Source organism: Rhizobium sp. PK7-22, assembly GCF_056530405.1.
This window is the reverse complement of sequence record NZ_CP096514.1, coordinates 3,870,001-3,893,910: the sequence shown is the minus strand read 5'-3', so window position 1 is coordinate 3,893,910 and position 23,910 is coordinate 3,870,001. Positions and strand designations below refer to the sequence as shown.

Here is a 23,910-nt window from a genome sequence, read left to right as displayed (position 1 = left end):
GCCTAAGCGGCCAGCATCCTTTCTATCGCGTCGCGATCAAGCCCTTTTTCGCCGATGACGACGAGGCGGCTCTGGCGGGTTTCGCCGGGCTCCCAGGCACGGTCGAAGTAATGGTTGACGCGTGAGCCTACCGCCTGGACCTGCAGGCGCATCGGCTTGTTCGCGACGTCCACGAAGCCCTTGATGCGCAGCACGTTCTCGGCCTCGGCCGTTGCGGAAATCCGCTGCGCCAGTTCGTCGGCATTGTCGACGGCGGGCAGGTCGATGACGAAGCTGTCGAAATCGTCGTGGTCGTGATCGAGCTCGTCGTCGTGATGGGTCTTGCGGTTCTCGATGTCGTCTTCGACCGCAAGGCCGAGGCCGATCAGCACGGCCGGGTCGACCTGGCCGTTCGCCGCCGCGATGATCTTCACCGCCCGCGGCAGATGGGCGGCAATCCGCTCCCTGGCCAGCGCCAGGCCGTCGGCGTCGATGAGGTCGGTCTTGGTCAGCACGATCATGTCGGCGCAGGCGATCTGGTCGTCGAAGACTTCCTCGACCGGATCGTCATGGTCGATGCTGTCGTCGGACAGGCGCTGTTCCTCCAGGGCGGCATGGTCATGGGCCACCCTGCCTTCGGCAAGCGCGAGGCCATCGACGACGGCAATGACGGCATCGACGGTCACCCGCGCCTTGACGGCCGGCCACTGGAAGGCCTGCACGAGGGGCTTGGGCAGCGCCAGACCGGAGGTCTCGATGAGGATGTGGTCGACCCGCGGCTCGCGTGCCAGGATCTGGTCGATCGCGGGCACGAAGTCGTCGGCGACGGTGCAGCAGATGCAGCCGTTGGCGAGCTCGATGATGTTGTCGTCCGGGCAGCTCTCGATGCCGCAGCCCTTCAGGACCTCGCCATCGATGCCGACATCGCCGAACTCGTTGACGATGATCGCCAGCCGCTTGCCGTCGAGCTTTTCGATGAGGTTGCGGATCAGCGTCGTCTTGCCGGCGCCCAGGAAGCCTGTGACGACGGTGCAGGGGATACGGTCGAAGGTGACGCTCATGTGGGCATGTCCTCGTGGTGGTTGAAGGGGGGAATGCGGGCGGACATGCCGTTGCCGCGAAGGCAGGTCGGACGTCCGCGCAGGGGCAGGAAGCCGCGCTCGTCATCGGCCAGCATCATGGCGCCGGTGACGATGTCGGGCACGTTCTCCAGCGAGAGATGGCCGAAGACATAGGACCAGCCGCTGCGGTGGGAAAAGGCAGCACTCGGGCTCTTCTGGCAGTTGGCAAGGCAGGTGACGGGCTTGACGGCGAGCGGCAGATCGGCGGTCGCGTCGCGCAAGGCCTCGATCAGCGCCACGCCGGGGCGCAGTTCCGAGTTAGACGCGCAGCGGCAGTTCGTGCACACGAAGATCGTGACGTCGGTGTCTCTGATGGCTTCGTCACTCAAGGCCGCGTTCCAGCTCGATCGATATGGGGCGCGCGACGGACTGCCGCTGGCAGTCTCGCCTTGGTGATCAAGGGCTTCCTCCGGAGCACCCCGCCCGGAAAAGCATAGACATGGCGACGGCAGGTCTCCTGGCTCGCGGGTCGTCGCTTGCTGCCCACCTTCCCGGGATCACCCCAGTGGCTTATTGGCAGAAGCTCTCCGCTTACAGTTGCGGGGGCAGCCGCGGCATTGATCCGTTACCGGATCGCACCGCATTCCCTTTTCGTCCTCTCCGTTGCCGGAAAAGAACCGTCAGGCTTTCAGTAAGCCCGGTCGCCCGTTCGTGTCAATGCGTCGCAAAGGCGATTGCCGCTCGGTTCATTTGAGTTATAGTGCCCTTGTCATCGGTGCCCGAGAGGGACCAGAGGGAATGCGGTGAGACGGGTTCGTCAAATCCGCGGCTGCCCCCGCAACTGTAAGCGGAGAGCTTGATCCCATCATGCCACTGGAGCGATCCGGGAAGGCGGGAGAGAGCGTCTGATCTGCGAGCCAGGAGACCTGCCGGTGGCCTTGTGAAGATCGAATGTCCTCGGGTGGAGGACGAAAGGATACAGCTATGACGACCAAGACCGCAGCCGGCGCAATCGGCGCTTCCACCTCCAGGATCATCCCCCTCGGCATGACGGCGATGCTCGGCCTCTTCTTCGTCGGCTTTGTCGGCTTCTCCCAGATGGACGTCGTGCACAACGCGGCGCATGACTCGCGCCATTCGCTCGCGTTTCCCTGCCACTGAGGATTTCTGACATGTCCTTGTTTCGCAACATCGTCCTCGCGGCGGTGATCGCGGGCCTGTTGTCCGGGCTCGTGCTCACCGTGATGCAGAGCTTCGCCACCGTCCCGCTGATTGTCCAGGCTGAAACCTTCGAAGGTGCCGGCGCCGAAGCGGGTCATTCGCACGACCAGGCCCATTCCCATGACGCGGCGGCGCCCGCGGATCATCACCACGATGCGGAAGCCTGGATGCCGGCCGACGGCGCCGAGCGCTTCCTCTATACCGCTGCCGCCAACATGCTGGCCGGGATCGGCTTTGCGCTCCTTCTCGTGACCGCCGCCGAAGCGCTGGGCGGTCTGAAGGACTGGCGCGGCGGCCTGATGTTCGGCCTTGCCGGCTTCCTCGCCTTCAGCCTTGCCCCCGGACTTGGCCTGCCGCCGGAGCTTCCCGGCATGCCGGCTGCCGAACTCGGCGCGCGGCAGCTGTGGTGGGTCGCGACCGCCGGTTGCACGGCCGTCGGCCTCGGACTCCTCGCCTATACCCGCACGCCTGTGCTGGCCGTTGTTGCCATCGTCCTGCTCGTGCTGCCGCATATTCTCGGCGCGCCGCATCCGGTTAGCCACGAGACGGCGGTGCCGGCGGAACTGCACGCCCGCTTCGTGGCGGCGGTGCTGGCGACAAGCCTCGTCTTCTGGGCGCTGCTCGGCGCGGTCTCCGGTCTGGTCCGGACACGGCTTCGCAGCGGCGAAGAGGTCTATTCGGCCGGCACTGCAGAGCCTGTCCGTTGAGGGACATCACCGACACAGCCGAGGAACGGCATCGCGCCAAGATGGCCAACCGCAAGGCGGTGCAGGACGCGGAAGTGGCCGAGAAGACCGCGGAAAAGGGTCTTCTCATGGTCCATACCGGTTCCGGCAAGGGCAAGTCGACGGCAGCCTTCGGGCTGGCGCTGCGCATGCTCGGCACCAATCGCCGCGTCGGCATCGTGCAGTTTATCAAGGGCGGCTGGTCCACCGGCGAGCAGCCGGCGCTGGCCGTCTTCGGCGATCGCGTCGTCTGGCACACGATGGGCGAAGGCTTCACCTGGGAAACCCAGGATCTGAAGCGCGATGTCGCTGCCGCCGAGCGGGCCTGGGAGAAGGCGCTCGAGCTGATGGCGGACGAGACGATCGCCCTCGTCGTCCTCGACGAACTGAATATCGCGCTCCGCTACGAATATCTCGACCTCGACAAGGTCGTCGCCAAGTTGCAGGCCCGCCGGCCGGATCTGCATGTGGTCGTCACCGGCCGCAACGCGAAGCCGGCCCTCATCGACGCCGCCGACCTGGTGACCGAAATGACGCTGGTGAAGCACCACTTCAAGGCCGGCGTGAAGGCCCAGTCCGGCATCGAGTTCTAGATCATGGCAGCCCGGTCCCTCATGTTCCAGGGCACGGGATCGGACGTCGGCAAGTCGCTTGTCGTCGCCGCCCTGGCGCGCGCCTTCACCCTGCGCGGCCTGAAGGTCCTGCCGTTCAAGCCGCAGAACATGTCGAACAATGCCGCGGTGACCGCCGATGGCGGCGAGATCGGCCGGGCCCAGGCGCTGCAGGCCCGCGCCGCCGGTGCGGCGCTCAGCGTCCACATGAACCCGGTGCTGCTGAAGCCGCAAAGCGAGGTTGGCGCGCAGGTGGTAGTGCAGGGGCGGGTCTTCGGCAATGCCAGGGCCGCCGAATACCAGGGCCTCAAGCCGCAGCTGATGCCGCGGGTGCTGGAGAGCTTCTCGCTTCTCCAGGCGCAGGCGGATCTGGTGCTGGTGGAAGGTGCGGGCAGTGCCTCGGAGATCAACCTGCGCCAGAACGACATCGCCAACATGGGCTTTGCGCGCGCTGCCGACGTGCCGGTGGTGCTGATCGGCGATATCGATCGCGGCGGCGTCATCGCCAGCCTCGCCGGCACGAAACTCGTCCTCGATCCGGAAGACGCGGCGATGATCCGCGGCTTCATTGTCAATCGCTTCCGGGGTGATCCCGCTCTCTTCGACGACGGCATGCGGGCCATCGCCGCGCTGACCGGCTGGCAGTCGATCGGGCTTCTGCCCTTCTTCCGGGAAGCGGTGCGACTGCCGGCGGAGGATGCGCTGGGGCTGAGCGACAAGATCGAGCGCAAGGCCGGCGCCCGGCTGCGCATCGCGGTGCCGATCCTGCCGCATATCTCCAATTTCGACGACCTCGACCCGCTGGCCGCGGAGCCGGATGTCGACCTGATCCGGGTGCGCTCCGGCGAGGTCATCTCGGGCGATTGCGACCTCGTTCTGCTCGTCGGCTCGAAGGCGACGATCTCCGACCTGCAGGTGCTGAAGGCGAGCGGGCTCGACGTCGACATCGCCGCGCATGTGCGCCGCGGCGGACGGGTTCTCGGGCTCTGTGGCGGCTACCAGATGTTGGGCCGAACGCTTGCCGATCCCGAAGGTCTCGAGGGAAAGCCGGGAACGTTTGCCGGACTGGGACTGCTCGACGTCGACACCGTGTTGTCGGGCGACAAGCGGCTGGAAGCCGTCTCGGGCAAGAGCTTCGACGGCGAGCCCCTCAGCGGCTATGAAATGCATATCGGTCGCACCGGCGGACCCGATTGCGCCCGTCCGTTCGCGACCGTGTCCGGCGCGGCGGAGGGCGCCATCTCGGACAGCGGACAGGTGGTCGGCACCTATCTTCACGGCCTCTTCGGCAACGATCGCCAGCGCGGCGCCTGGCTGAAGAGGCTGGGCGGCGCGCCGTCGGATCTGAACTACGAGGCGGATGTGGATGCGGTGCTCGACCGTCTGGCCGCGCATGTGGAGAGCCACCTCGATCTCGACGGATTGCTCAGACTTGCCAGATAGCCAGCGCTCCCAGGCCGAAGAGGCCGATCAGCAGGGCGTCGGCGATGCGCGCCAGCGTCAGCGCGCGGCGGATGTCCGCAGCCGTCAGCTCGGCGCGGCCACCCGACCCCATGAACTGTGCCTCTATCATCTCTCCGCCGTAGCTGCGCGGACCGGCGAGCGCGATGCCGAGCGCACCCGCCATGGCGGCTTCAGGCCAGCCGGCGTTTGGCGACCGGTGATGCTGCGCATCGCGCCGGATGGCGGCCACGGCAGCCTTAGGCGAGGCGCCGGGAAGAAGGCAGGCGGCCGCCACGAACAGGCCACCGCTCAGGCGCGAGGCCGGCAGGTTGATCAGGTCGTCGAAGCGGGCGGCCGCCCAGCCGAAGGCCTCGTGGCGGGCAGAGCGGTGGCCGATCATGCTGTCGGCGGTATTGGCGGCCTTGTAGGCGGCGCCACCGCCAAGGCCGGCCACTCCCAGCCAGAAGGCGGGCGCGACGATGCCGTCGGAAAAATTCTCCGCCAGGCTTTCGACCGCCGCCCGGCAGACGCCCGCCTGGTCCAGTTGCTCCGGATCGCGGCCGACGATCATCGAGACCGCCTTGCGGCCGGCCTCGATGCCTCCGGTCTCCAGTGCTGTGGCGACCGCCTCGACGTGGCTTTCCAGGCTCTTCTGCGCCGGCAGCATGGCCGCGATGAGCACCAGCAGAACGAAGCCGAACTGGCTTCCGGCAAGAAGACGCTCGAGGATAAACGAGATGGCGACGGTCACGCCGATGAGGACGACGAGTGCTGCAATGCCCCAGGCCTTGCGGCGCCCAAAGGTCTGGCTCTCGCGATTCCAGTTGCTGTCGAGACCGGAGATCAGCCGGCCGATCCAGGTGACGGGATGGCCGATCAGGCGGTATAGCCATTGCGGATAGCCGATCAGCCGTTCGGTCAGCAGGGCAAGGAAGGCGAGCAGGAGGTACATGCAGGGTATGGCATCTGGAGCTGACGGGACAATCCAGCATGGAGGCAATCTGGCACGGGCGCGGCTGCAGTTCCCGCAGGCGCCCGAGCCGTGGATCGATCTCTCCACCGGCATCAATCCCTATTCGTATCCGCATTCCGCCGTGCCAGCCAATGCTTTCTCGCGCCTGCCCGAGCCAGCGCTTGCCGAGCGGCTGAAGGTGCTGGCCGCGCAGGCTTACGCCGCGCCCTCGGCGGCGCATGTCGTTGCAGCGCCCGGCACGCAGATCCTTCTGCCGATGATTGCGGCGCTGCCGCAAGTCCGAGCCCATGCCGCCGTCCTGTCGCCGACCTATGCGGAGCACGCCCGTGCGGCCCGGCTGGCCGGCTATTCGGTGACGGAGACCGAAGATTTCGCCAGCCTGGGCGATGCCGCCCTCGCTGTCGTCGTCAATCCGAACAATCCGACGGGACGCACGACCGCCCGCGGCGACCTGCTCGCGCTCGCCGCGCACATGCGCTCGAAGGGTGGCCTGCTGGTCGTCGACGAGGCCTTTCAGGATGTCTCGGAGACCGAAAGCGTGGCGGATGCCGTGGGCGACGGTGACCTCCTCGTGCTGCGTTCCTTCGGCAAGTTCTACGGCATGGCGGGCGTCCGGCTGGGTTTTGCCATTGCCTCGGCGGATGTGGCGGCGCGACTGGAGGGACAGCTGGGGCCGTGGTCCGTCTCAGGCCCGGCGCTGCATGTCGCGCTGGAGGCGCTGGCGGACCGGGACTGGCGGCAGGCCATGCAACAGACGCTGAAGCTCAAGGCGGCACGCCTCGACTCGCTCCTGGAAGAATGTGCCATCCCCGTCGTCGGCGGTACTTCGCTTTTTCGCTATGTCCGCCACGAGCGGGCGGCGGCACTCCATGCGGCGCTCGGGGAAGCCGGCATTCTGGTCCGGAGTTTCGAGGAACGGTCTAACTTCCTGCGTTTCGGCCTGCCGGGCGATCACGAATGGGAGCGTCTGGAAGCGGCTTTGAGGGCGCTCAGGCTTTAGAGATGGCGGAAAAACGATCTCGCCAGTCCGGCTGGGCACCGGCATGGGGCAGGGCTGTTGCCTCGTAGACACCGCGCGCCACGGCGCGTGCCGTCACCAGCGCCGCCAGATGAAAGATCTCCATCAGTGCTGCCGGATCGGCAACGGGTCGCGCACCGGTGGCGGCTGAGAAGATCGTATCGCCATCGAAGGGCAGATGCGCCGGAATGACCGCTCGGGCGAGGCCGTCGTGGCCGGCGATCGAAAGCCGGTGCGCCTGCGCCTTCGTCAGAACCGCATCGGTGACGACGACGCCGATGGTGGTCGCCGGGATGGTCATGCCCTTGAGGCGCATGGCGGTATCGAAATCCCCCGGCATCCCGAGACCGCCGAACTCGCCGGCGAGCTCGAAGGGCGCTGCCCAGAAATGCGGACCCTCGCCGATGGTGGCCGTGCCCATGGCGTTGACCGCCATCAGCGCGGCAACCGTATGGCCCGACCGCGTGACGGCACTTGCCGATCCGATCCCGCCCTTGACGGTCGCGGTCGTCGCGCCGGTGCCGGCGCCGACAGTTCCCAGTTCAAAGGGCCCGGTTTGCGCTGACAGAAATGCCTGATAGCCCATCTCGCGGTAGGGCGAATGCAGGCCCCAGTCCTTGTCGCCGCCGTTCAGGAGATCCATCAGGATCGCCTGTGGCACGATCGGAACGCGGGCGGGGCCGACCGCAAAGCCGCGGCCGATCTGCCGCAGTCCCGACTGCACGCCGCCGGCAGCATCGAGACCGAAGGCGGAGCCGCCCGAGAGCACGAAGGCATCTACGGCTTCGACTGTCATCGAGGGATCGAGCAGTGCCGTCTCGCGCCCGCCCGGCGCGCCGCCCAGCACGCTGCCGGAGGCGACGGCCGGCCTGTCAAAGATCACCGCCGTCACCCCGGAGCCGAGCACCAGATCGGTGGCGTGGCCGACAGCCACGCCCTCGATGTCGGTCAGGAGGTTGAGCGGTGCGCTCATGGCGTCAGATCACGTCGAACTTGACGCCCTGGGCGAGCGGCAGGGTGCGGCCGTAGTTCATCGTGTTGGTCTGGCGGCGCATGTAGGCCCTCCAGGCGTCGGAGCCGGATTCGCGGCCACCGCCGGTTTCCTTCTCGCCCCCGAAGGCGCCGCCGATTTCCGCACCGGACGGGCCGATATTGACATTAGCGATGCCGCAATCGGAGCCCCGGTCGGAGACGAAGATTTCGGCTTCGCGCATGTCATTGGTGAAGATTGACGACGACAGGCCCTGCGGCACGTCGTTGTGCAGGCGCAGCACCTCGTCGAAGTCGCTGTACTTCATGACGTAGAGGATCGGCGCGAAGGTTTCTTCCTTCACGGGGCCGGTCTGCTCCGGCATTTCGACGATGGCCGGGCGAACGTAATAGGCCTCCGCCGCGCCGTCCTGCTCGATGCGCTCGCCGCCGGTGACCTTGCCGCTGGCTGCTTTGGCGGCCTCGAGCGATGCCTGCATCTTGTCAAAGGCGCCCTTGTCGATCAGCGGGCCGACCAGGTTGCCGGTCTCGAGCGGGCTGCCGACGGTGACCGACTGGTAGGCCTTGGCAAGCCGCGGAACGAGCGTGTCGTAGACGCTGTCGTGCACGAAGAGGCGCCGCAGGGTGGTGCAGCGCTGGCCGGCCGTGCCCATGGCCGAGAAGGCGACGCCGCGCAGCGTGAGGTCGAGGTCGGCGGTGGGGCCGACGATCGCGGCATTGTTGCCGCCGAGTTCCAGCAGCGACCGGGCAAAACGTTGCGCAAGCCGGGGGCCGACCGTGCGGCCCATGGCCGTGGAGCCGGTGGCGGAGACGAGCGGGATCTTCTCGTGGTCGACGAGAACTTCACCGACGTCGCGGCCGCCGATCAGCAGCGTCGAGAGGTTCTTCGGCGCAGTATTGCCTTCGGCGATGTAGCGCGACAGCGCCTTTTCGAAGATCGCCTGGGTCGCGAGTGCCGTCAGCGGGGTCTTTTCCGACGGCTTCCAGACCGTGGAGTTGCCGCAGACGATGGCAAGGGCTGCGTTCCAGGACCAGACGGCGACCGGGAAGTTAAAGGCGGAGATGATGCCGATGGCGCCGAGCGGGTGCCAGGTTTCCATCATCCGGTGGTCGGCGCGTTCCGTCGCGATGGTGAGGCCGTAGAGCTGGCGCGAGAGGCCGACGGCGAAATCGCAGATGTCGATCATCTCCTGGACTTCGCCGAGGCCCTCCGAGGTGATCTTGCCGACTTCGATGGAGACGAGACGGCCGAGCGCCGTCTTGGCGGCGCGCAGTTCCTCGCCGAGAAGACGGATGAGCTCGCCGCGCTTGGGCGCAGGCACGAGGCGCCACTCGAGAAAGGCCTGATGGGCGGCGTCGATCGCCTTGGCGGCGCTTTCGCGACTGTCTTCCGGAAGCCTGCCGATTTCCAAGCCAGTGATCGGCGAGCGGACGGCGAGCGTGCCGCCGGTGTAGCGCTCAGGGCTCACGCCGAGGTCGCCGAGGATTGTCTTTACGTCGGCTGCGAGATCGAGGGTGGCAAGCGTCATGTCAGTCCTTCCGGTGTCAGTTCGTCAATGTACAAATCGGCAGCGGTTACGCAATCAGAAGCGTTCCGCGGTGAGGTGGGCAATCTGTGCGCCCGCCTCGTAATAGGCTTCCTTCAGCGGCCGCAAGGGGGGCAGCTTCGGGTCGGTGAAGGGCAGCGGAAGATCCTCTTCCGTAATCTGCCCCAGGATATGCTGCGCCAGGATCTTGCCGAAGGTGGTTCCCGGCGCGATGCCGCGTCCGTTATAGCCGCAGAAGGCAACGACCTTGTCGGCAAATTTGTGCAGGCGCGGCAGGGCGTTGTCGGTCATGCCGATGCGGCCGTGCCATTCGGCCTCGAAGTCGACGGCGTCCAGCTGCGGGAAAAGCCGCCGCAACGACCGCCTTGCCCAGTTCTTGTGGATGGCGGTGCCGGTGCCGCGCAGCGCCCCGACGCTGCCGAAGACGAGCCGACCGGAGTGATCCATCCGGAACGAGGAGAGAATTTCCTTCGTATCCCAGCATCCTTCGCGGCCGGGAAGGATGGATTTGCGCAGGTTGCTGGAGAGCGGCGCCGTCGCCAGGTTGAAATAGGGCAGATGAACCTGCTCCTGGCGCATCACTGCCCAGGGGCCCTTGCTGTAGGCGTCGGTTGCGACCACGACCCAGTCGGCGGAAACTTCGCCGCCAGCGGTCCTCACCACATGCCGCCCGCCTTGCCTCTCATGGGCCACCACGGCGCTGTCGGTAAACAGCGAGGCTCCGTCGCGTGTCGCCGCATGGGCCAGGCCGCGGGCATAGGCGAGCGGCTGGAGCGTGCCGGCGCGGCTGTCGAGGAGGGCGCCGGCATAGGCACGGGTGCCGACGCGTCGCTCGGTTTCCGCCGCGTCCAGCAAGGTCACCGCTGCGCCGCGTGCCTGCCACTGGCGTGCCCGCTCCTCGAGTTCCTTCAGGCCGGCTACATCTGTGGCGCAATGCAGCGTACCATTGCGCTCCAGCTCGCAGGCGATGGCGTGCCGGTCGATCACCTCGCGCACCAGCGCCGGGCCGTTGCCCAGAAGCTCCAGCAGCCTTTCGCCGTAGTGCGGGCCAAGCTCTTTCGGGAAATCATCCGGCATGACCCACATGCCCGCGTTGATGAGGCCGACATTGCGGCCGGCGCCGCCGAAACCGATCTCATGCGCCTCGAGGAGGACCACCCGGGTGCCCGCTTCGGCCAGATGCAGCGCCGCCGACAGTCCGGTGTAGCCGCCGCCGACGATCACGACATCCGCGGACAGGGTTTCGCGCAGAGACTTGGTCTCCGGGGCAGGTGGTGCCGTTCTTTCCCACAGGCCGTGGGAGCGCGGGTCGTTGAGCATGTCGTTGGGTTCCGCAAGGAAGACTGTCGTGGACTTTACAGAGCACAACTGCGAGTGAATATCGACAGTTTCTCAATAGGTCATTCGATGGAGGAATGACATGCTGCCTCCCCGGCGCTTTCTACCGTCCTTCTCTCTTCTTGCCGCCTTCGAAGCGGCAGCCCGTAACGGCAGCGTCACCGCCGCGGCCAATGAACTCGGGCTCACCCAGAGCGCCGTCAGCCGGCAGATTTCGGCGCTCGAGAAACAGCTCGGCGTGCCGCTGTTCCTGCGCGAGCGGCAGACCATCCGGCTGACGCTTGCTGGCGACGGCTATGCGCGGGAAATCCGCGAGGCGCTGCGGCGGATCTCCAACGCCTCGCTCAGCCTGCGGGCCCATCCGCAGGGCGGCGCCATCACGGTGGCCGTGCTGCCAATGTTCGGGGCCCGCTGGCTCGCACCGCGGCTCGGGCGGTTCCTGGAGGCCAATCCCGGGGTGGCGGTCAATGTCGTCAGCCGGCTGGAGCCCTTCGATTTCCGTTTCGATCCGATCGACGCCGCCATCCATTTCGGTGTCGCGCGGTGGCCCGGCGCGGAGCTGACGCCGCTGATGCAGGAAGAGATGGTCGCCGTCTGCAGTCCGGATTTCCGGCGCCGGTTTCCGCTGCAGGAACCGAAGGACCTTCTGCAGGTGCCGCTGATCCACCTCAATTCCCGCCCTGACGCCTGGGAGAACTGGTTCTTTGCCAACGGCGTGCGTTTCGAGAGCCTGCACGGCATGCTGTTCGACCAGTTCATGGCGATTACGGAAGCGGCCATCTCGGGGCTTGGCGCAGCCCTTCTGCCGGCTTTCCTGATCGAGCGGGAACTATCGAGCGGCGCATTGGAACCGGCAGTGCCGGGGATGCCGCTTCAGGCCGGCGCCTATTATCTCGCCAATCCGGCCGACCGGAACGGCTATCCACCGTTTTCGGCCTTCAAGCGATGGCTGATCGCCGAGGCGCAGGCGGGCGAGGTTGCGCCGACGGGCTTGCAGTCACCGGACCCATCGGCCAATAGTTGACGACGGACACGACATGCCGCGCCATGCGAAAACAGACAGGAATGGACCCATGAAGCCGATCTTCGTGCAGCTGCGCTGCACTCCCGGGAAGACCTACGAGGTGGCCGATGCCATCTACCAGACGGAGCTGGTCTCGGAGCTCTACTCCACCAGCGGCGACTGGGACCTGCTCCTGAAGATCTACATCAAGGATGAGGACGAAATCGGCCGCTTCGTCAACGAGAAGATCGCGGCCATCCCCGGCATCGAACGGTCGCTGACAACGCTAACATTCACCGCGTTCTGAAGCTAGGCTGACGGTACCCCGGCGGTTCTTCCGTCGGATATTGCACCGGCCCAGACGCGTTGGCGGCACTGCGCTGACGCACCAGATTGCGGATCGCTATACGCACCTCCTCGGCGGATCCGAACCGTTGCTCGTCCAGATCAATGACGTGGAATTTCACGGCGATGAACTTCAGCCGGTCGGCGTCCGGGACGACGATGCCCACTGGCTCGCCGGCATATTCGATGACTTGCTTCTGCATGACACATGCTCCCTTGGCTGTCGAAGACAGCTTCGTCGAATGGAATGTCGGGATGAATTGAAACCGGTCGTTACATTCGACAGGACGTCAGGGAGACACGCTCCGTGCTTTCCAGCCTCGACGCTTCCAGGCAGAAGGCGGCGACGCGCGTGATGTCGGACATGTCACTCTCCTCCGCTGGTTGCGTTGCGTCGCATAATTCTCATGGGCCGCCGGCAAAGCACCGGTGGGACCATGTCCATCAGCAACAGGGTACCCCTTACGCGGGATATTCTTCGACGAGATGACAGGAAGAGGGCAAAAATGTGAATTCCTCGCTGCCTATCTCTGGGATTCAGAGGTGGTGGCGAGGGTGCCGAAAAGCAATAGGCCCTGCGATCAGCAATGCAAAAGCACCGGCTGTGGCCGCCTGCGGAAGAGTCGGAAGAGCGTGTCAGCCCATCCGCTCGGAGGCGTAGCTGCCGGGGCTCGGCGGGAAGACGATTGTGCGGTTGCCGTTCAGGAGGACGCGGCGATGGATATGCGCGTGAATGGCGCGGGCCAGCACCTGGCTTTCCACATCGCGCCCCAGCGAGACATAGTCGTCGGGGCTCTGCCCATGGGTGACGCGCACCGTGTCCTGCTCGATGATCGGACCCTCGTCGAGATCGGCCGTGACGTAATGAGCGGTCGCCCCGATCAGCTTCACGCCGCGCTGATAGGCCTGCTTGTAGGGATTGGCGCCCTTGAAGCTCGGCAGGAAGGAGTGGTGGATGTTGATGATCTTGCCGGACATGCTGCGGCACAAGGGGTCCGACAGCACCTGCATGTAGCGGGCTAGAACGATCAGGTCCGTTCCCGTCTGCTCGACGAGGTCCATCAGCTGCGCCTCGGCCTTCGCCTTGTTGTCCTTCGTCACCTTGATGTGGTGGAAGGGGATGTCATGGTTCACCACCACCTTCTGGTAGTCGAAGTGGTTGGAGACGACGCCGACGATGTCGATCGGCAGGGCGCCGATCTTCCAGCGGTATAGAAGGTCGTTGAGGCAGTGGCCGAAGCGGGAGACCATCAGCAGGACCTTCATCCGCTCGTTGCCGTCATGGATCTCCCAGGTCATGCCGAAGGTGTCGGCGATCGGCTTGAAGCCCTCAAGAAGCTGCGGCCGCGTGGCACCTTCCTCGGAGATGAAGGAGATGCGCATGAAGAACTTGCCGGTGTCGAGATCGTCGAACTGCGAGGAGTCGACGATGTTGCAACCCTTTTCCGCGAGATAGCCCGAGATGGCCGCGACGATGCCGCGGGTCGAGTTGCAGGTCACGGTCAGGACGTAGCTCATCATCGGTGTCTTCCTCCGCCAATATTTTGGCCATGTATACATGAAGTGGACGCGGGCCACTATCCCCGTCCACTGTCTTGGTTCCGGCGGTGCCAGCCTCCGGCACGCTACCCTAATCGGGCTTTCGGGCGAGGTGAAGGGTGCCTACCCGGCATGACCGTTTTCTTCGATACGAATTTAGGGGGTTATGACGCAGGCGCCGTTCCCATTGCGTCCTCGGCAAGCGCTTTCACGCCGTCCCCGAACGGGATTGACCGCCGGGGCTTCAGCCGGCAGCGACCATTGGTTCACGACCAAGGCAGCGTTCTTAGGTGGCTGTTCGCATGCCGATGTATGCATGGTCAGGGGTTGTCCTATCCTCTCGGCGGGTAGGCATGCTCCCCGCCGCGGAAGTCGCGGACGGTGTAGCCACCCTCGTTGTGGCGGATCTCGCTCTCGCCGATGACGGCCTTCCCGTGTCCACCGGGAATGTCGAGGACGTAGGTCGGCTGGCAGAGCCCGGAGATCCGGCCCCGCAAATCGGCCACGATCCGCTGTCCTTCGGCGATCTCCAGCCGGAAGTGGCTGGTGCCGGGCGCAAGGTCGGGATGGTGCAGGTAATAGGGCGTGATGCGGTTCTCGACGAAGGCCTTCATCAGCTCGGCCAGCACGGCGGGATCGTCGTTGACGCCGCGCAGGAGCACGGTCTGGCTGACCAGGACGATGCCGGCGTCCACCAGGCGGGCGCAGGCGGCGCGCGCCGCTTCGCTCAGCTCCCGGGGATGATTGGCATGGAGCGCCACATAGGTGGTCTTGCCGCTCGCCTTCAGTGCCGCGATCAGCGCGTCGTTTACGGCATCCGGATCGACGACCGGCACGCGGGTGTGAAAACGCACGATCTTCACATGCGGGATAGCTGCCAGCATCTCCATGATCTGCGACAGGCGGCGTGGCGACAGCACCAGCGGATCGCCGCCGGTCAGGATGACCTCCCAGATCGCCGGCTGCTCCCGGATATAGGCGATCGCCGCCTCAAGCTCGTCGGCCGACAATGTGCCGTCGCCCTGCGGCCCGACCGTTTCCCGCCGGAAGCAGAAGCGGCAGTAGACCGGGCAGACATGCACCGCCTTCAGCAGCACGCGGTCGGGATAGCGGTGGACGATGCCCTTGACGGGGGAATGGGCGGCGTCGCCGATCGGATCCCCGCGCTCCTCGGGCGTGGTCACCAGTTCGTCCGCCGTCGGAACGAACTGGCGGGCGATCGGGTCGTCGGGGTCGTCTCTGTCGATCAGGGCAGCGACCGCGGGACTGACGGCAATGGCATAGCGTTCCGCCACGGCGCGGGCAGGGCCGAGCCGGCTTTCGCCGAGCAGTCCGGCGGCAAGCAGGTCGTCGGCGGTCTTCAGCGTGCGTCTTGCCGTCATCCGGAAACCTCCGGCACGGGCGCCCAGAGCACCTGCTCGATCCGCTGCGCCCCCGTCGCCAGCATCGCCAGACGATCGAAACCGAGTGCCGCGCCGCTTGCCTCCGGCATCATGCGAAGCGCGTCCAGGAAATCCTCGTCGATGGGATAGGTTTCGCCGTAGACACGGCTCTTCTCGGCCATCTCGATCTCGAACCGCCGGCGCTGTTCCTTGGGATCGGTCAGTTCGCCAAAGGCATTGGCCAGTTCCACACCACAGGCGTAGAGCTCGAAGCGTTCGGCGACCCGGGGATCGGAAGGCGAGGGGCGGGCAAGGGCCGCCTCCGAAACCGGGTACTCGCAGAGGATGGTCGGCCGGCCCTGTCCGAGGTGCGGCTCGATCTTTTCGACCAGGACGCGGCTGAAGAGATCGGCCCAGGTGTCGTCCTCGGCGAAACGGATGCCACCGTCGTGCAGCCCTTCTGCAAGGCGATCGCGGTCGGTCTCGCCGGTGGCGGAGACGGAGGCCAGCAGGTCGATGCCGGCGAAGCGGTCGAAGGCCTGCGCCAGCGTCAGTCGCTCTGGCTCGGCGAATGGGTCCATCTCGATGCCGCGGTAGCCGAAGCGCTTGCTCTTGGCGGTTTCGGCCGCGAGCGCCAAAAGCTCTGCGCAGTCGCCCATCAGTGCTTCATATCCCTCGCCGGTGCGGTACCACTCCAGCATGGTGAACTCGGGGTGGTGCAGGGGGCCGCGCTCGCGGTTGCGATACACATGCGCGAAGGCGACGATCCTCGGCTCGCCCGCCGCCAGCAGCTTCTTGCAGGCAAATTCCGGCGAGGTGTGGAGATAGAGCGGCATCGGCCGTCCATCCGTCGTCAGGGCCTCGGTGGCAAAGGCATGCAGATGGGCTTCGTTGCCGGGAGAGGTCTGGAGGGCCGACGGGTCCACCTCCACGAAGTCCCGCTCCACAAACCAGCCGCGCATCCGCGCCTGGATGCGGTTGCGGCCCAGGAGAAACGGCCGGCGGTCCGCATGGGTTTGCGGGCGCCACCAGGGGGAAGGACTGGATGTGAACCCCGAATGGGACATGCGATGATCCTGATGGTCAGCTTTTTGGGGCGCTTGATCCCGCGAGGCTTCCTATTTGCCCGATTTTAAGCTAGTTGCGCCGGGAAAGCATTCATCCGTCTGGCGGACCGGTCTCCCGTTCCTCTACGACGCATCCCCGGCAGACACAAGCCGGCAGGTAGTAAGGGATTATCCATGGTCAAGGTTATCGCGTCCTCCGTCCGCAAGGGCAATGTCATCGACGTCGACGGCAAGCTCTACGTCATCCTCACGGCTGAAAACTTCCATCCGGGCAAGGGCACGCCGGTCACCCAGGTCAACATGCGTCGCATCGTCGACGGCGTGAAGGTGTCGGAACGCTGGCGCACCACCGAGCAGGTCGAGCGCGCTTTCGTCGAGGACGTCAACCACCAGTTCCTCTACGAGGACGGCGAAGGCTTCCACTTCATGAACCCGGAAAACTACGATCAGGTCGTGGTCGATGTGGAAACCATGGGCGACCAGAAGGCCTATCTGCAGGAAGGCATGACCTGCATCCTGTCCATGCACGAAGGCATCGCGCTTGCGCTGCAGCTGCCACGCCACGTGACGCTCGAGATCACCGAGACCGAGCCGGTCGTCAAGGGCCAGACGGCGTCGTCGTCCTACAAGCCGGCCATGCTGTCGAACGGCGTGCGCACCATGGTGCCGCCGCACGTCAACGCGGGCATCCGCGTCGTCATCGCCACGGAAGACAATTCCTACGTCGAGCGCGCCAAGGACTGAGTTACGCCTGTCGAGGCCAAGACCTTTGAAGACACACGGCGCGCTCATGCGCGCCGTCGATCCACCGGACGATCGAGACAAAGCGGAGGCAGTTTTGTCGATCATCCGCTGCGCGGCGCCAGCCGGGGCTGCAAGCCGCAGCTGACTTTCAGTGAACAAGCCACTTTCCCCGGGGACGGTTCGCCGAGCGGGCTTGAGCCTAATCAACCGCTTGCACGAAATTTCATCCACCGTCGTCCACACCCCCATGACCTGCGCCTAGACTGGTGCCGTTCCGCTTCGGCTACACCGGCCCGCATTGCCGGCGAAGCGGAGCCGGTGCCTGCAGGGCTTGTCGTGATGCAAGCACGTCCTGCAGGGCTGCGCAGAAAGTGGCTCCCCTCTCGCCTGCAAACGGCGGGGCGTGCGTGTGTCGCACACAAACCGGTCTCGGCAACGGGGCGGAAGCAGAGGAACCGGAGTTGCGTTGGCAAAGAACACCGAACGGGGCACGTCGCGTGTCACATATAAAAATTTCATTCGAGGCACACGACGTGTCCCGGCCGAACTGAAAAGATCCAGATCGCCAAGGGCGGAATCCACCTGATTGCGAGCGAAGCCAAGGCTCAAAATGAAAAACCCCCGAAGCGAGGCTTCGAGGGTTTCGTTGTTCAGGTAGGCTGGATCTTCAGCTTATTTGGTCGCCATGGCCGTCGCAGCTGCAACCTGGGTCGAACCGGTGCCGAACCCGTAACCGCCACCGATTGCCACGTTGAGCGACACGAAGTCCTGCGCCGACTGCTGAACGGCCTGCGCCAGGTTGGACTGGGCCGTGGAGACCTCCCGCTGGGCGTCGAGCACATCGAGCAGCGACGACGCGCCATCGCGGTAGCTCGCGGTCGCGAGTTCGAGAGCCTCATTGTAGGAGCGGACGGTATCGCGAAGCGCATTGACTGTCCGGGCGTCGCGCGAGACAGCGGCAAGCGCGTTCTCGACTTCCTCGACGGCACCCAGAACCGTCTGCTTCCAGGCGAGATAGGCCTCACGAGCCGTCGATTCCGCCGCCGTCACGTTCGCCTTCAACTGGCCGCCGTCGAAGATCGGCAGGCTGATGCCGGGACCGAAGGACCAGCTCAGCAGGCTGGCGTCGGAGCCGCTGGCACGGACATAGGACGGGGTGATGGAGCCGCCGAGGGTGATGGCGGGGTAAAGCTGTGCTTCGGCCACGCCGATCTGGGCAACGGCGGCGGCCAGCTGGCGTTCTGCGGCCCGAATGTCGGGGCGGTTGCGGATCAGATCCGCCGGAACGCCTGCCTTGGCGCTGAAGCGGGCGACCGGCTGGCGGGCGCCTCTCTGCAGCTCAGGCAGGAGCGAAGAGGCGGGAAGACCGAGCAGCGTGGCGACCCGGTGGGCGGCGCCGCGGAACGAGGTCTCCAGCGCCGGGATCTGTGCGATCGTCGAATTGACGAGACCTTCGGCCTGGACGACGTCGAGTCTCGAGGCCGCACCCGCCTCGAGCTGGAGGCGGGTCAGGTCCAGGGTTTCGCGCCGGGACTCCAGGTTCTGACGCGCCAGAGCGATGCGCTCCTGGAAGTAGCGAACGTCGATGTAGGCGGATACGACGGCCTGCAACAGCGACAGGCGTGCCACGTCGACGCCGGCGTAAGCGGCATCGAGCGACGCCAAGGCACCTTCACGGGAGCGCTTGTAGAGGCCGAAGAGATCCAGGAACCAGGAGGCGTCGAAATTGCCGCTCACGCGGGTTTGGGGCGCACTGTTGGGCGTGCCGTCAAGTCCTTCGGCGCCCGACCGTGAGGCCGATCCCGTCGCGGTCAGCGACGGAAGGGATCCTGCGCCGGCAACGACCACGTTGGCCTCGGCCTGATTGATCCGCTCCAGCGCCTGCAGAACGTCAAGGTTCTGGTCGAGTCCCGTCTGGACGTAACCGTTCAGACGGCTGTCCTGAAAGGCTGTCCACCAGGCGGCCATGGACACGTCGCCGTTGCTGGACGTCGCGCCTTCGGCATATTTGCCCGGCAGGCTGATTGTGGGGGCCGCGTGGTCGGGGCCGGAAACGCAGCCGGACAACAGGGCGAGAACGAGAGGTGCCGTAACGTAAATGGATTTCATAATCTATGTCCCGATGCCCTAACAAAAGCGTGCAATGTCTGCGGCCGCCCTGGCCGAATCAACATCGCGACTCAATCGTTCGTCGCGATGATATTGCGATCACATCCGTTAACAGATGTTATGCTGTCTTCTCTCGTTTTTCACGGTTTGATAACCTCCTGACGACAACAAAGAAGGAGGGAACGAAGAAAATTCCGAGTAGTGTTGCAGAAAGCATACCTCCGAGGACCCCGATGCCGATAGCGTTCTGGGCGGCAGACCCTGCACCCGTCGCAATCGCCAGCGGCACGACGCCGAGGATGAAGGCGAGAGAGGTCATGATGATCGGGCGCAAGCGCAGTCGCGCCGCTTCGAGAGTGGCCTCCACGACCCCTTTGCCGTTGACCATGCGGTCCTTGGCGAACTCAACGATCAGGATCGCGTTCTTTGCCGCCAAGCCGATGGTCGTCAGCAGTCCCACCTTGAAGTAGACGTCGTTCGACTGGCCGAAGAATTGTGCGGCAGCCAATGCGCCGAGCACGCCGACCGGCACCGCCAGAATGACCGAGAAGGGGATGGACCAGCTTTCATAGAGAGCGGCAAGGCAGAGGAAGACGATCAGGATCGACAGAGCATAGAGCGCCGGCGCCTGGGACCCAGAGAGCCGCTCCTGGTAGGAAATGCCCTGCCAGGCGACCGAATACCCGCCGGGAAGCTCGGCCGTCAGCCGCTCCATTTCATTCATGGCCTCGCCGGTGCTGACGCCGGGACCGGCCGCGCCTTCGAGCGAAATGGCGCTTGTGCCGTTGAAGCGTGCCAGCTGCGGCGTGCCGCTCTCCCATTCCACCCGGCTGAACGCGGAGAAGGGAACCATCTCGCCCTCGCTGTTGCGGGCGTACCAGAAGTTCAGATCGTCCGGCTGCATCCGGTACTCCGAGTCGCCCTGGACGTAGACCGGCTTCAGCTCGTTGTTGAGCGTGAAGTCGTTGACGTCGCGGCCGGCGAAGATCGTCGTCAGCATGGTGTTGACCGCTGACAGATCGACCCCCATGGCACCCAGCTTTTCCTGGTCGAGCAGGATCTTGAGCTGGGTTTCGGAGCGCAGGCTGTTGCTGCGCAGGGAACTGATGTTGGCATTGGTCGATGCCGTCTGGACCAGTTGCTCCGAGGCAGCGGTCAGCGCGTCATTGCCGTTGCCGCCACTGTCGACAAGATACATGGAGAAGCCGCTGGAGGTGCCGAGGCCCTGGATCGCGGGTGGCAGCAGCGCGAAAACCTGGGCATCGCGCAACGTGAAGAAGTAGCCGCTGGCCCGCTGGACGATCTCGGCTGCCGACTGGCCTGGTCCGGTGCGTTCCTCGAAGTCCTTGAGCTTGGTGAAGACGATCGCGTTGTTCTGGCCGGAACCGCCGAAGCTGAAGCCGAGGACACCGAACACGGTCTCGACGTTCTCCTTCTCGTTCTCCATGAAGTAGGCCTCGACCTGCTTCACGACCGCATCGGTGCGGGCCGTGGTGGAGCCTGCCGGCGTCTGGACGATGGTCAGCAGTACGCCCTGATCTTCCTGCGGAAGGAAGGAGCTCGGCATGCGCGTGAACAGCCATGCGCAGCCGGCAACGACGAGCGCGAACATCAGCATCACCCGGAACGGCCGCTTCAGGAGGTAGCCGACGGTGCCGACATAGCCTCCGGTGGTGCGGTCGAAGCCTCGGTTGAACCAGGCGCCGATGCCGCGGCCCTTCTTGTGGTGGTCGATGGGCTTGAGCATCGTGGCGCAGAGCGCCGGCGTCAGAACGATCGCGACCAGCGCCGACAGGAGCATGGCCGAGACGATGGTGATCGAGAACTGGCGGTAGATGATGCCCGTCGAGCCGCCGAAGAAGGCCATCGGGATGAAGACGGCGGTGAGAACGAGAGCGATGCCGATAATGGCGCCGGTGATCTCGTCCATCGACTTCTCGGTGGCTTCCAGAGGCGAAAGCCCCTCTTCGTCCATGATCCGTTCGACGTTCTCCACGACGACGATCGCGTCATCCACGAGAAGGCCGATCGCCAGCACCATGGCAAACATCGTCAGCGTGTTGATGGAATAGCCGCTTACCGCGAGGATGCCGAAGGTGCCGAGAAGTACCACCGGCACCGCGATCATCGGAATGAGCGTCGCCCGCAGGTTCTGCAGGAAGATGAGAAGGACGACGAAGACGAGGATGATCGCCTCGATCAGCGTGTGCACGACCTTCTCGATGGAAAGCTGGACGAATGGCGTGGTGTCATAGGGGTAGGTGATTTCGACGCCGTCGGGCAGTGTCGGGCCGATTTCCGTCAGGGCAGCCTTGACCCGTGCCGCCGTGTCGAGAGCATTGGCGCCGGTTGCCAGGTTGACGGCAAAGCCCGTGGAAGGGAGGCTGTTCTGGCGGGAGCTCATGCCGTAGCTCTCCTGACCGATCTCGACATTGGCGATATCACTCAGGCGCACCGTTGCGCCATCCGGTTCGACCTTCAGGATGATCGCCTCGAAGTCGTCGACGGTGCGCAGCTGGCTCTGCGCGGTCATGGTGACGGTCAGCTGCTGGCCTTCGACCACGGGCTGTCCGCCGAGCGAACCGACCGATACCTGGGTGTTCTGGGCCTGGATCGCGCTGGTGACATCGCTCGGGGTCAGCTGGTATTTCTGCAGCTTCAAGGGATCGAGCCAGATCCGCATCGCATAGCCCGTACCGAAGATGTCGATGCTGCCGACGCCTTCCAGGCGCTTGATCTGGTCTTCGATGCTGGTGGTGAACACGTCGCCGAGGTCGACGGAGCTGCGCGTGCTGTCCGTCGACACCAGGGCGCCGACCATCAGAATGCTCGAGGTCGACCGGGTAACGGAGATGCCCGCCTGCTGCACGACGTCGGGCAGTTGCGACTGCACCAGCTGGAGCTTGTTCTGCACCTGCACCTGAGCGATTTCCGGATCGACCGTATTGCCGAAGGTCAATGTCACACTGGCGCTGCCGGTGCTGGACGCGGAGGTCATATAGGTCAGATCGTCGAGACCGGTCATGCCGTCTTCGATGATGCTGGTGACCGATTTCTCCACGGTTTCAGCGCTCGCGCCATTGTAGCCGGCTGCGATCCGAACGGTCGTCGGGGCGATGTCGGGATACTGGGAGATCGACAGGGTCGAGATCGCCAGGGCGCCGCCCAGCATGATGACGATCGCGATGACCCAGGCGAACACTGGGCGCCGAATGAAGAACTTCGCCATTGCAAATTTCCTGCCGTAATTTCGAGTTGGCTTGCTGACAGTGACGAAGGTCTACTGCTTGGGCGCCGGTTCGCCTGGTGCTTCAGGCTGTTGTGTCTGCACGACGAGTCCATTTTCGTCGACGGTCGATTCCACCGGGGCGACGGTCGCGCCGTCGGCGATCCACTGGAAGCCGTCAACGATGAGCCGATCACCTTCTGCCACGCCTTCCGCGACCAGCCAGTTGTTGCCGGAGACCTGGCTGATGGGGAAGATCCGCGTCTCCACCTTGTTGTCGGCGGTGACGAACTTCGCCGAGAGCTCGCCGCGGGCGTTGCGGTTGGCGGCGCGCTGCGGGATCAGGTAGCCGGTTTCCTCCCCAAGGATCACGGTCGCCCGCACGTACATTCCCGGTAGGATGACGTCGTCCGGATTTTCGAACAGGGCGCGGATCTGGTAGGTGCCGGTGCTCTCGCTGACGGCCATTTCCGCCATGTCGAGCTTGCCGGTCGTCGCATATTCCGTGCCGTCCTCCAGGGTCAGGCGGATGTCGGCGTTGCGCGGATCACCGCTCAGGCGCCCCGATGCCATGGCCGAACGCAGTTCGAGCAGATTGGTGCTCGATTCCGTCAGGTCGATGTACATGGGGTCCAGCTGGCGCAGCGTCGTCAGCGCCTCCGCCTGATTGGCCGTCACGATATTGCCGATGGCGACGTTGGAGAGGCTGGTGACACCGTCGAAGGGCGCCCGGATCTTGGTCAGATCGAGGTTGATCTCGGCAGTCTGCAGGGCAGCCTTCGCCTGTGCGACGTCGGCTTTCGCCTGCAGGAGCGTCACGCGGGCGTTCTCATACTCGATCTGCGTAGCGCCGCTGTTGACGAGCCGTTCGTAGCGGGCAAGGTTTGCCTCCGCGCTCGGAACGCCCGCTTCGGCTCTCGATACATTGGCACGGGCTTCGGCGACCTGTGCCTCATAGATGTCGTCCTCGATCTGGAAGAGCAGGCTGCCCTCCCTGACTTCGCTGCCTTCCTTGAAGGCGATCTCGCGAATGGCGCCGGTGACGCGCGGCCGGATCTCTGCGGTGCGGAAAGCCGTGGCGCGGCCGGGCAGGACCCGCGTGATGGGATATTGCTGTTCGGTCATGAGCACGACGCTGACGGGGCTCGGCGGGCGCTCCTGGGCCTGGGCAGCGGGAGCCGCCCCATCTCCGGAGTCGCTGCAGGAGGCCAGCGCCAAAGTAAAAAGGAGCGGCAGGCAAAGCTTACGTGCGGTCATGAGATCATCCAACAGCGGCAATAGAGAAATGGTCAGCCACATCCAGACGGCAGTGGCGGAACCCGCATGGGCATCCCCGTCACCATACGAAATAGGCGTCTAAAGCGCCATCGATGAGAAGGCACCCGTCATTAATAAGTGACGTAAATCAATAACCGTCACTTAGCAAGTGGGTTTTGCAGTGCTGCATTGACGAGCTCGATCAGGCCCTCGCAGCGCGCCTGAAGATCGGCAGGATCTGTCTTGACCAGGAAGACCGGGTGCAGAATAGCGGAAAAGGCGGAGGCAACGGTGGAACTCAACTGCTCGGGGTTGCTGCAGGTGTAGACGCC

General features: G+C 65.0%; 22 protein-coding genes and 2 riboswitches (1 of these 24 only partly in view). Of the genes, 8 read left to right on the top strand and 14 right to left on the bottom strand.

What is annotated here, in order from left to right:
* Positions 1-2 precede the first annotated feature (2 nt).
* On the bottom strand, positions 3-1,040 hold the full coding sequence (cobW, locus tag M1E10_RS23795; RefSeq protein ID WP_499175240.1) for a CobW family protein: 1,038 nt from the start codon (positions 1,038-1,040) through the stop codon (positions 3-5).
* A complete protein-coding gene (locus M1E10_RS23790; protein WP_499175239.1) occupies positions 1,037-1,429 on the bottom strand; it encodes a DUF1636 family protein in 393 nt (130 codons plus the stop codon). Before M1E10_RS23790 ends, cobW begins: the two co-directional genes overlap by 4 nt.
* 101 nt (positions 1,430-1,530) lie before the next feature.
* Positions 1,531-1,737, bottom strand: a riboswitch (cobalamin riboswitch).
* Between the two features lie 59 nt (positions 1,738-1,796).
* Positions 1,797-1,988, top strand: a riboswitch (cobalamin riboswitch).
* Positions 1,989-2,024: 36 nt separating this feature from the next.
* Here M1E10_RS23790 and M1E10_RS23785 point away from each other — a divergent pair.
* Genes M1E10_RS23785 through M1E10_RS23770 form a run of 4 tightly spaced genes read left to right on the top strand, consistent with a single transcriptional unit; the run spans position 2,025 to position 5,040 of the window.
* Positions 2,025-2,201 (top strand): CbtB domain-containing protein, encoded by a 177-nt coding sequence (locus M1E10_RS23785; RefSeq protein WP_499175238.1) that lies wholly within the window; start codon positions 2,025-2,027, stop codon positions 2,199-2,201.
* Positions 2,202-2,212: 11 nt separating this feature from the next.
* A complete protein-coding gene (locus M1E10_RS23780) occupies positions 2,213-2,968 on the top strand; it encodes a CbtA family protein (protein WP_499175237.1) in 756 nt (251 codons plus the stop codon).
* A gap of 41 nt (positions 2,969-3,009) precedes the next feature.
* The gene (gene cobO, locus M1E10_RS23775) at positions 3,010-3,579 is read left to right on the top strand and encodes a cob(I)yrinic acid a,c-diamide adenosyltransferase (RefSeq protein ID WP_499177293.1); all 570 of its coding nucleotides are present in this window, start codon (positions 3,010-3,012) and stop codon (positions 3,577-3,579) included.
* 3 nt (positions 3,580-3,582) lie between these two features.
* The gene (locus tag M1E10_RS23770; RefSeq protein WP_499175236.1) at positions 3,583-5,040 is read left to right on the top strand and encodes a cobyric acid synthase; all 1,458 of its coding nucleotides are present in this window, start codon (positions 3,583-3,585) and stop codon (positions 5,038-5,040) included.
* Here M1E10_RS23770 and cbiB read toward each other — a convergent pair.
* Positions 5,024-5,992 (bottom strand): cobalamin biosynthesis protein CobD/CbiB, encoded by a 969-nt coding sequence (gene cbiB, locus M1E10_RS23765; protein WP_499175235.1) that lies wholly within the window; start codon positions 5,990-5,992, stop codon positions 5,024-5,026. The genes M1E10_RS23770 and cbiB overlap by 17 nt on opposite strands.
* Between cbiB and cobD the strand changes: the two genes are divergently transcribed.
* A complete protein-coding gene (cobD, locus tag M1E10_RS23760) occupies positions 5,991-7,013 on the top strand; it encodes a threonine-phosphate decarboxylase (protein WP_499175234.1) in 1,023 nt (340 codons plus the stop codon). The two genes, cbiB and cobD, sit on opposite strands and share 2 nt — an antisense overlap.
* On the opposite strand, the gene M1E10_RS23755 is transcribed toward cobD, so the two are convergent.
* From M1E10_RS23755 to M1E10_RS23745, 3 genes are read right to left on the bottom strand one after another with little or no spacing between them, the layout of a single operon-like run.
* Complete coding sequence (locus M1E10_RS23755; RefSeq protein WP_499175233.1) at positions 7,003-8,004, bottom strand: P1 family peptidase; 1,002 nt, start codon at positions 8,002-8,004, stop codon at positions 7,003-7,005. The two genes, cobD and M1E10_RS23755, sit on opposite strands and share 11 nt — an antisense overlap.
* 4 nt (positions 8,005-8,008) lie before the next feature.
* Complete coding sequence (gene amaB, locus M1E10_RS23750) at positions 8,009-9,550, bottom strand: aldehyde dehydrogenase family protein (RefSeq protein WP_499175232.1); 1,542 nt, start codon at positions 9,548-9,550, stop codon at positions 8,009-8,011.
* Between the two features lie 54 nt (positions 9,551-9,604).
* Positions 9,605-10,888 carry an NAD(P)/FAD-dependent oxidoreductase gene (locus M1E10_RS23745; protein WP_499175231.1) on the bottom strand — a complete coding sequence of 428 codons (1,284 nt, stop codon included), beginning with the start codon at positions 10,886-10,888 and terminating at the stop codon, positions 9,605-9,607.
* A 100-nt stretch (positions 10,889-10,988) separates the two neighbouring features.
* Between M1E10_RS23745 and M1E10_RS23740 the strand changes: the two genes are divergently transcribed.
* Positions 10,989-11,930 (top strand): LysR family transcriptional regulator, encoded by a 942-nt coding sequence (locus M1E10_RS23740; protein WP_499175230.1) that lies wholly within the window; start codon positions 10,989-10,991, stop codon positions 11,928-11,930.
* A gap of 49 nt (positions 11,931-11,979) precedes the next feature.
* Entirely contained in the window at positions 11,980-12,216 is a 237-nt protein-coding gene (locus M1E10_RS23735) for an Lrp/AsnC ligand binding domain-containing protein (RefSeq protein ID WP_367571908.1), read from the top strand.
* Here M1E10_RS23735 and M1E10_RS23730 read toward each other — a convergent pair.
* From M1E10_RS23730 to epmA, 4 genes are all read right to left on the bottom strand, one after another.
* Complete coding sequence (locus M1E10_RS23730; protein ID WP_499175229.1) at positions 12,203-12,457, bottom strand: hypothetical protein; 255 nt, start codon at positions 12,455-12,457, stop codon at positions 12,203-12,205. The genes M1E10_RS23735 and M1E10_RS23730 overlap by 14 nt on opposite strands.
* 433 nt (positions 12,458-12,890) lie before the next feature.
* Positions 12,891-13,775, bottom strand: coding sequence for a formyltetrahydrofolate deformylase (gene purU, locus M1E10_RS23725; RefSeq protein WP_499175228.1), 885 nt, complete (start codon positions 13,773-13,775; stop codon positions 12,891-12,893).
* A gap of 350 nt (positions 13,776-14,125) precedes the next feature.
* Entirely contained in the window at positions 14,126-15,175 is a 1,050-nt protein-coding gene (locus M1E10_RS23720) for a lysine-2,3-aminomutase-like protein (protein WP_499175227.1), read from the bottom strand.
* Positions 15,172-16,242 (bottom strand): EF-P lysine aminoacylase GenX, encoded by a 1,071-nt coding sequence (gene epmA, locus M1E10_RS23715; protein ID WP_499175226.1) that lies wholly within the window; start codon positions 16,240-16,242, stop codon positions 15,172-15,174. Before epmA ends, M1E10_RS23720 begins: the two co-directional genes overlap by 4 nt.
* Before the next feature lie 174 nt (positions 16,243-16,416).
* Here epmA and efp point away from each other — a divergent pair, with 174 nt between their 5' ends.
* Positions 16,417-16,986: an elongation factor P gene (gene efp / locus M1E10_RS23710; RefSeq protein WP_499175225.1), complete on the top strand. Its 570-nt coding sequence runs from the start codon at positions 16,417-16,419 to the stop codon at positions 16,984-16,986.
* Positions 16,987-17,658: 672 nt separating this feature from the next.
* On the opposite strand, the gene M1E10_RS23705 is transcribed toward efp, so the two are convergent.
* From M1E10_RS23705 to M1E10_RS23690, 4 genes are all read right to left on the bottom strand, one after another.
* Positions 17,659-19,095, bottom strand: coding sequence for an outer membrane factor lipoprotein domain-containing protein (locus tag M1E10_RS23705; protein WP_499175224.1), 1,437 nt, complete (start codon positions 19,093-19,095; stop codon positions 17,659-17,661).
* A gap of 118 nt (positions 19,096-19,213) precedes the next feature.
* Positions 19,214-22,324: an efflux RND transporter permease subunit gene (locus tag M1E10_RS23700; protein WP_499175223.1), complete on the bottom strand. Its 3,111-nt coding sequence runs from the start codon at positions 22,322-22,324 to the stop codon at positions 19,214-19,216.
* 51 nt (positions 22,325-22,375) lie between these two features.
* Complete coding sequence (locus M1E10_RS23695; RefSeq protein ID WP_499175222.1) at positions 22,376-23,578, bottom strand: efflux RND transporter periplasmic adaptor subunit; 1,203 nt, start codon at positions 23,576-23,578, stop codon at positions 22,376-22,378.
* Between the two features lie 158 nt (positions 23,579-23,736).
* Positions 23,737-23,910: the 3' end of a TetR family transcriptional regulator gene (locus M1E10_RS23690; protein ID WP_499175221.1), read on the bottom strand. 450 nt of this gene lie beyond the right edge of the window; 174 of the gene's 624 nt are visible here — the last part of the coding sequence; its start codon lies off the right edge, out of view; its stop codon occupies positions 23,737-23,739.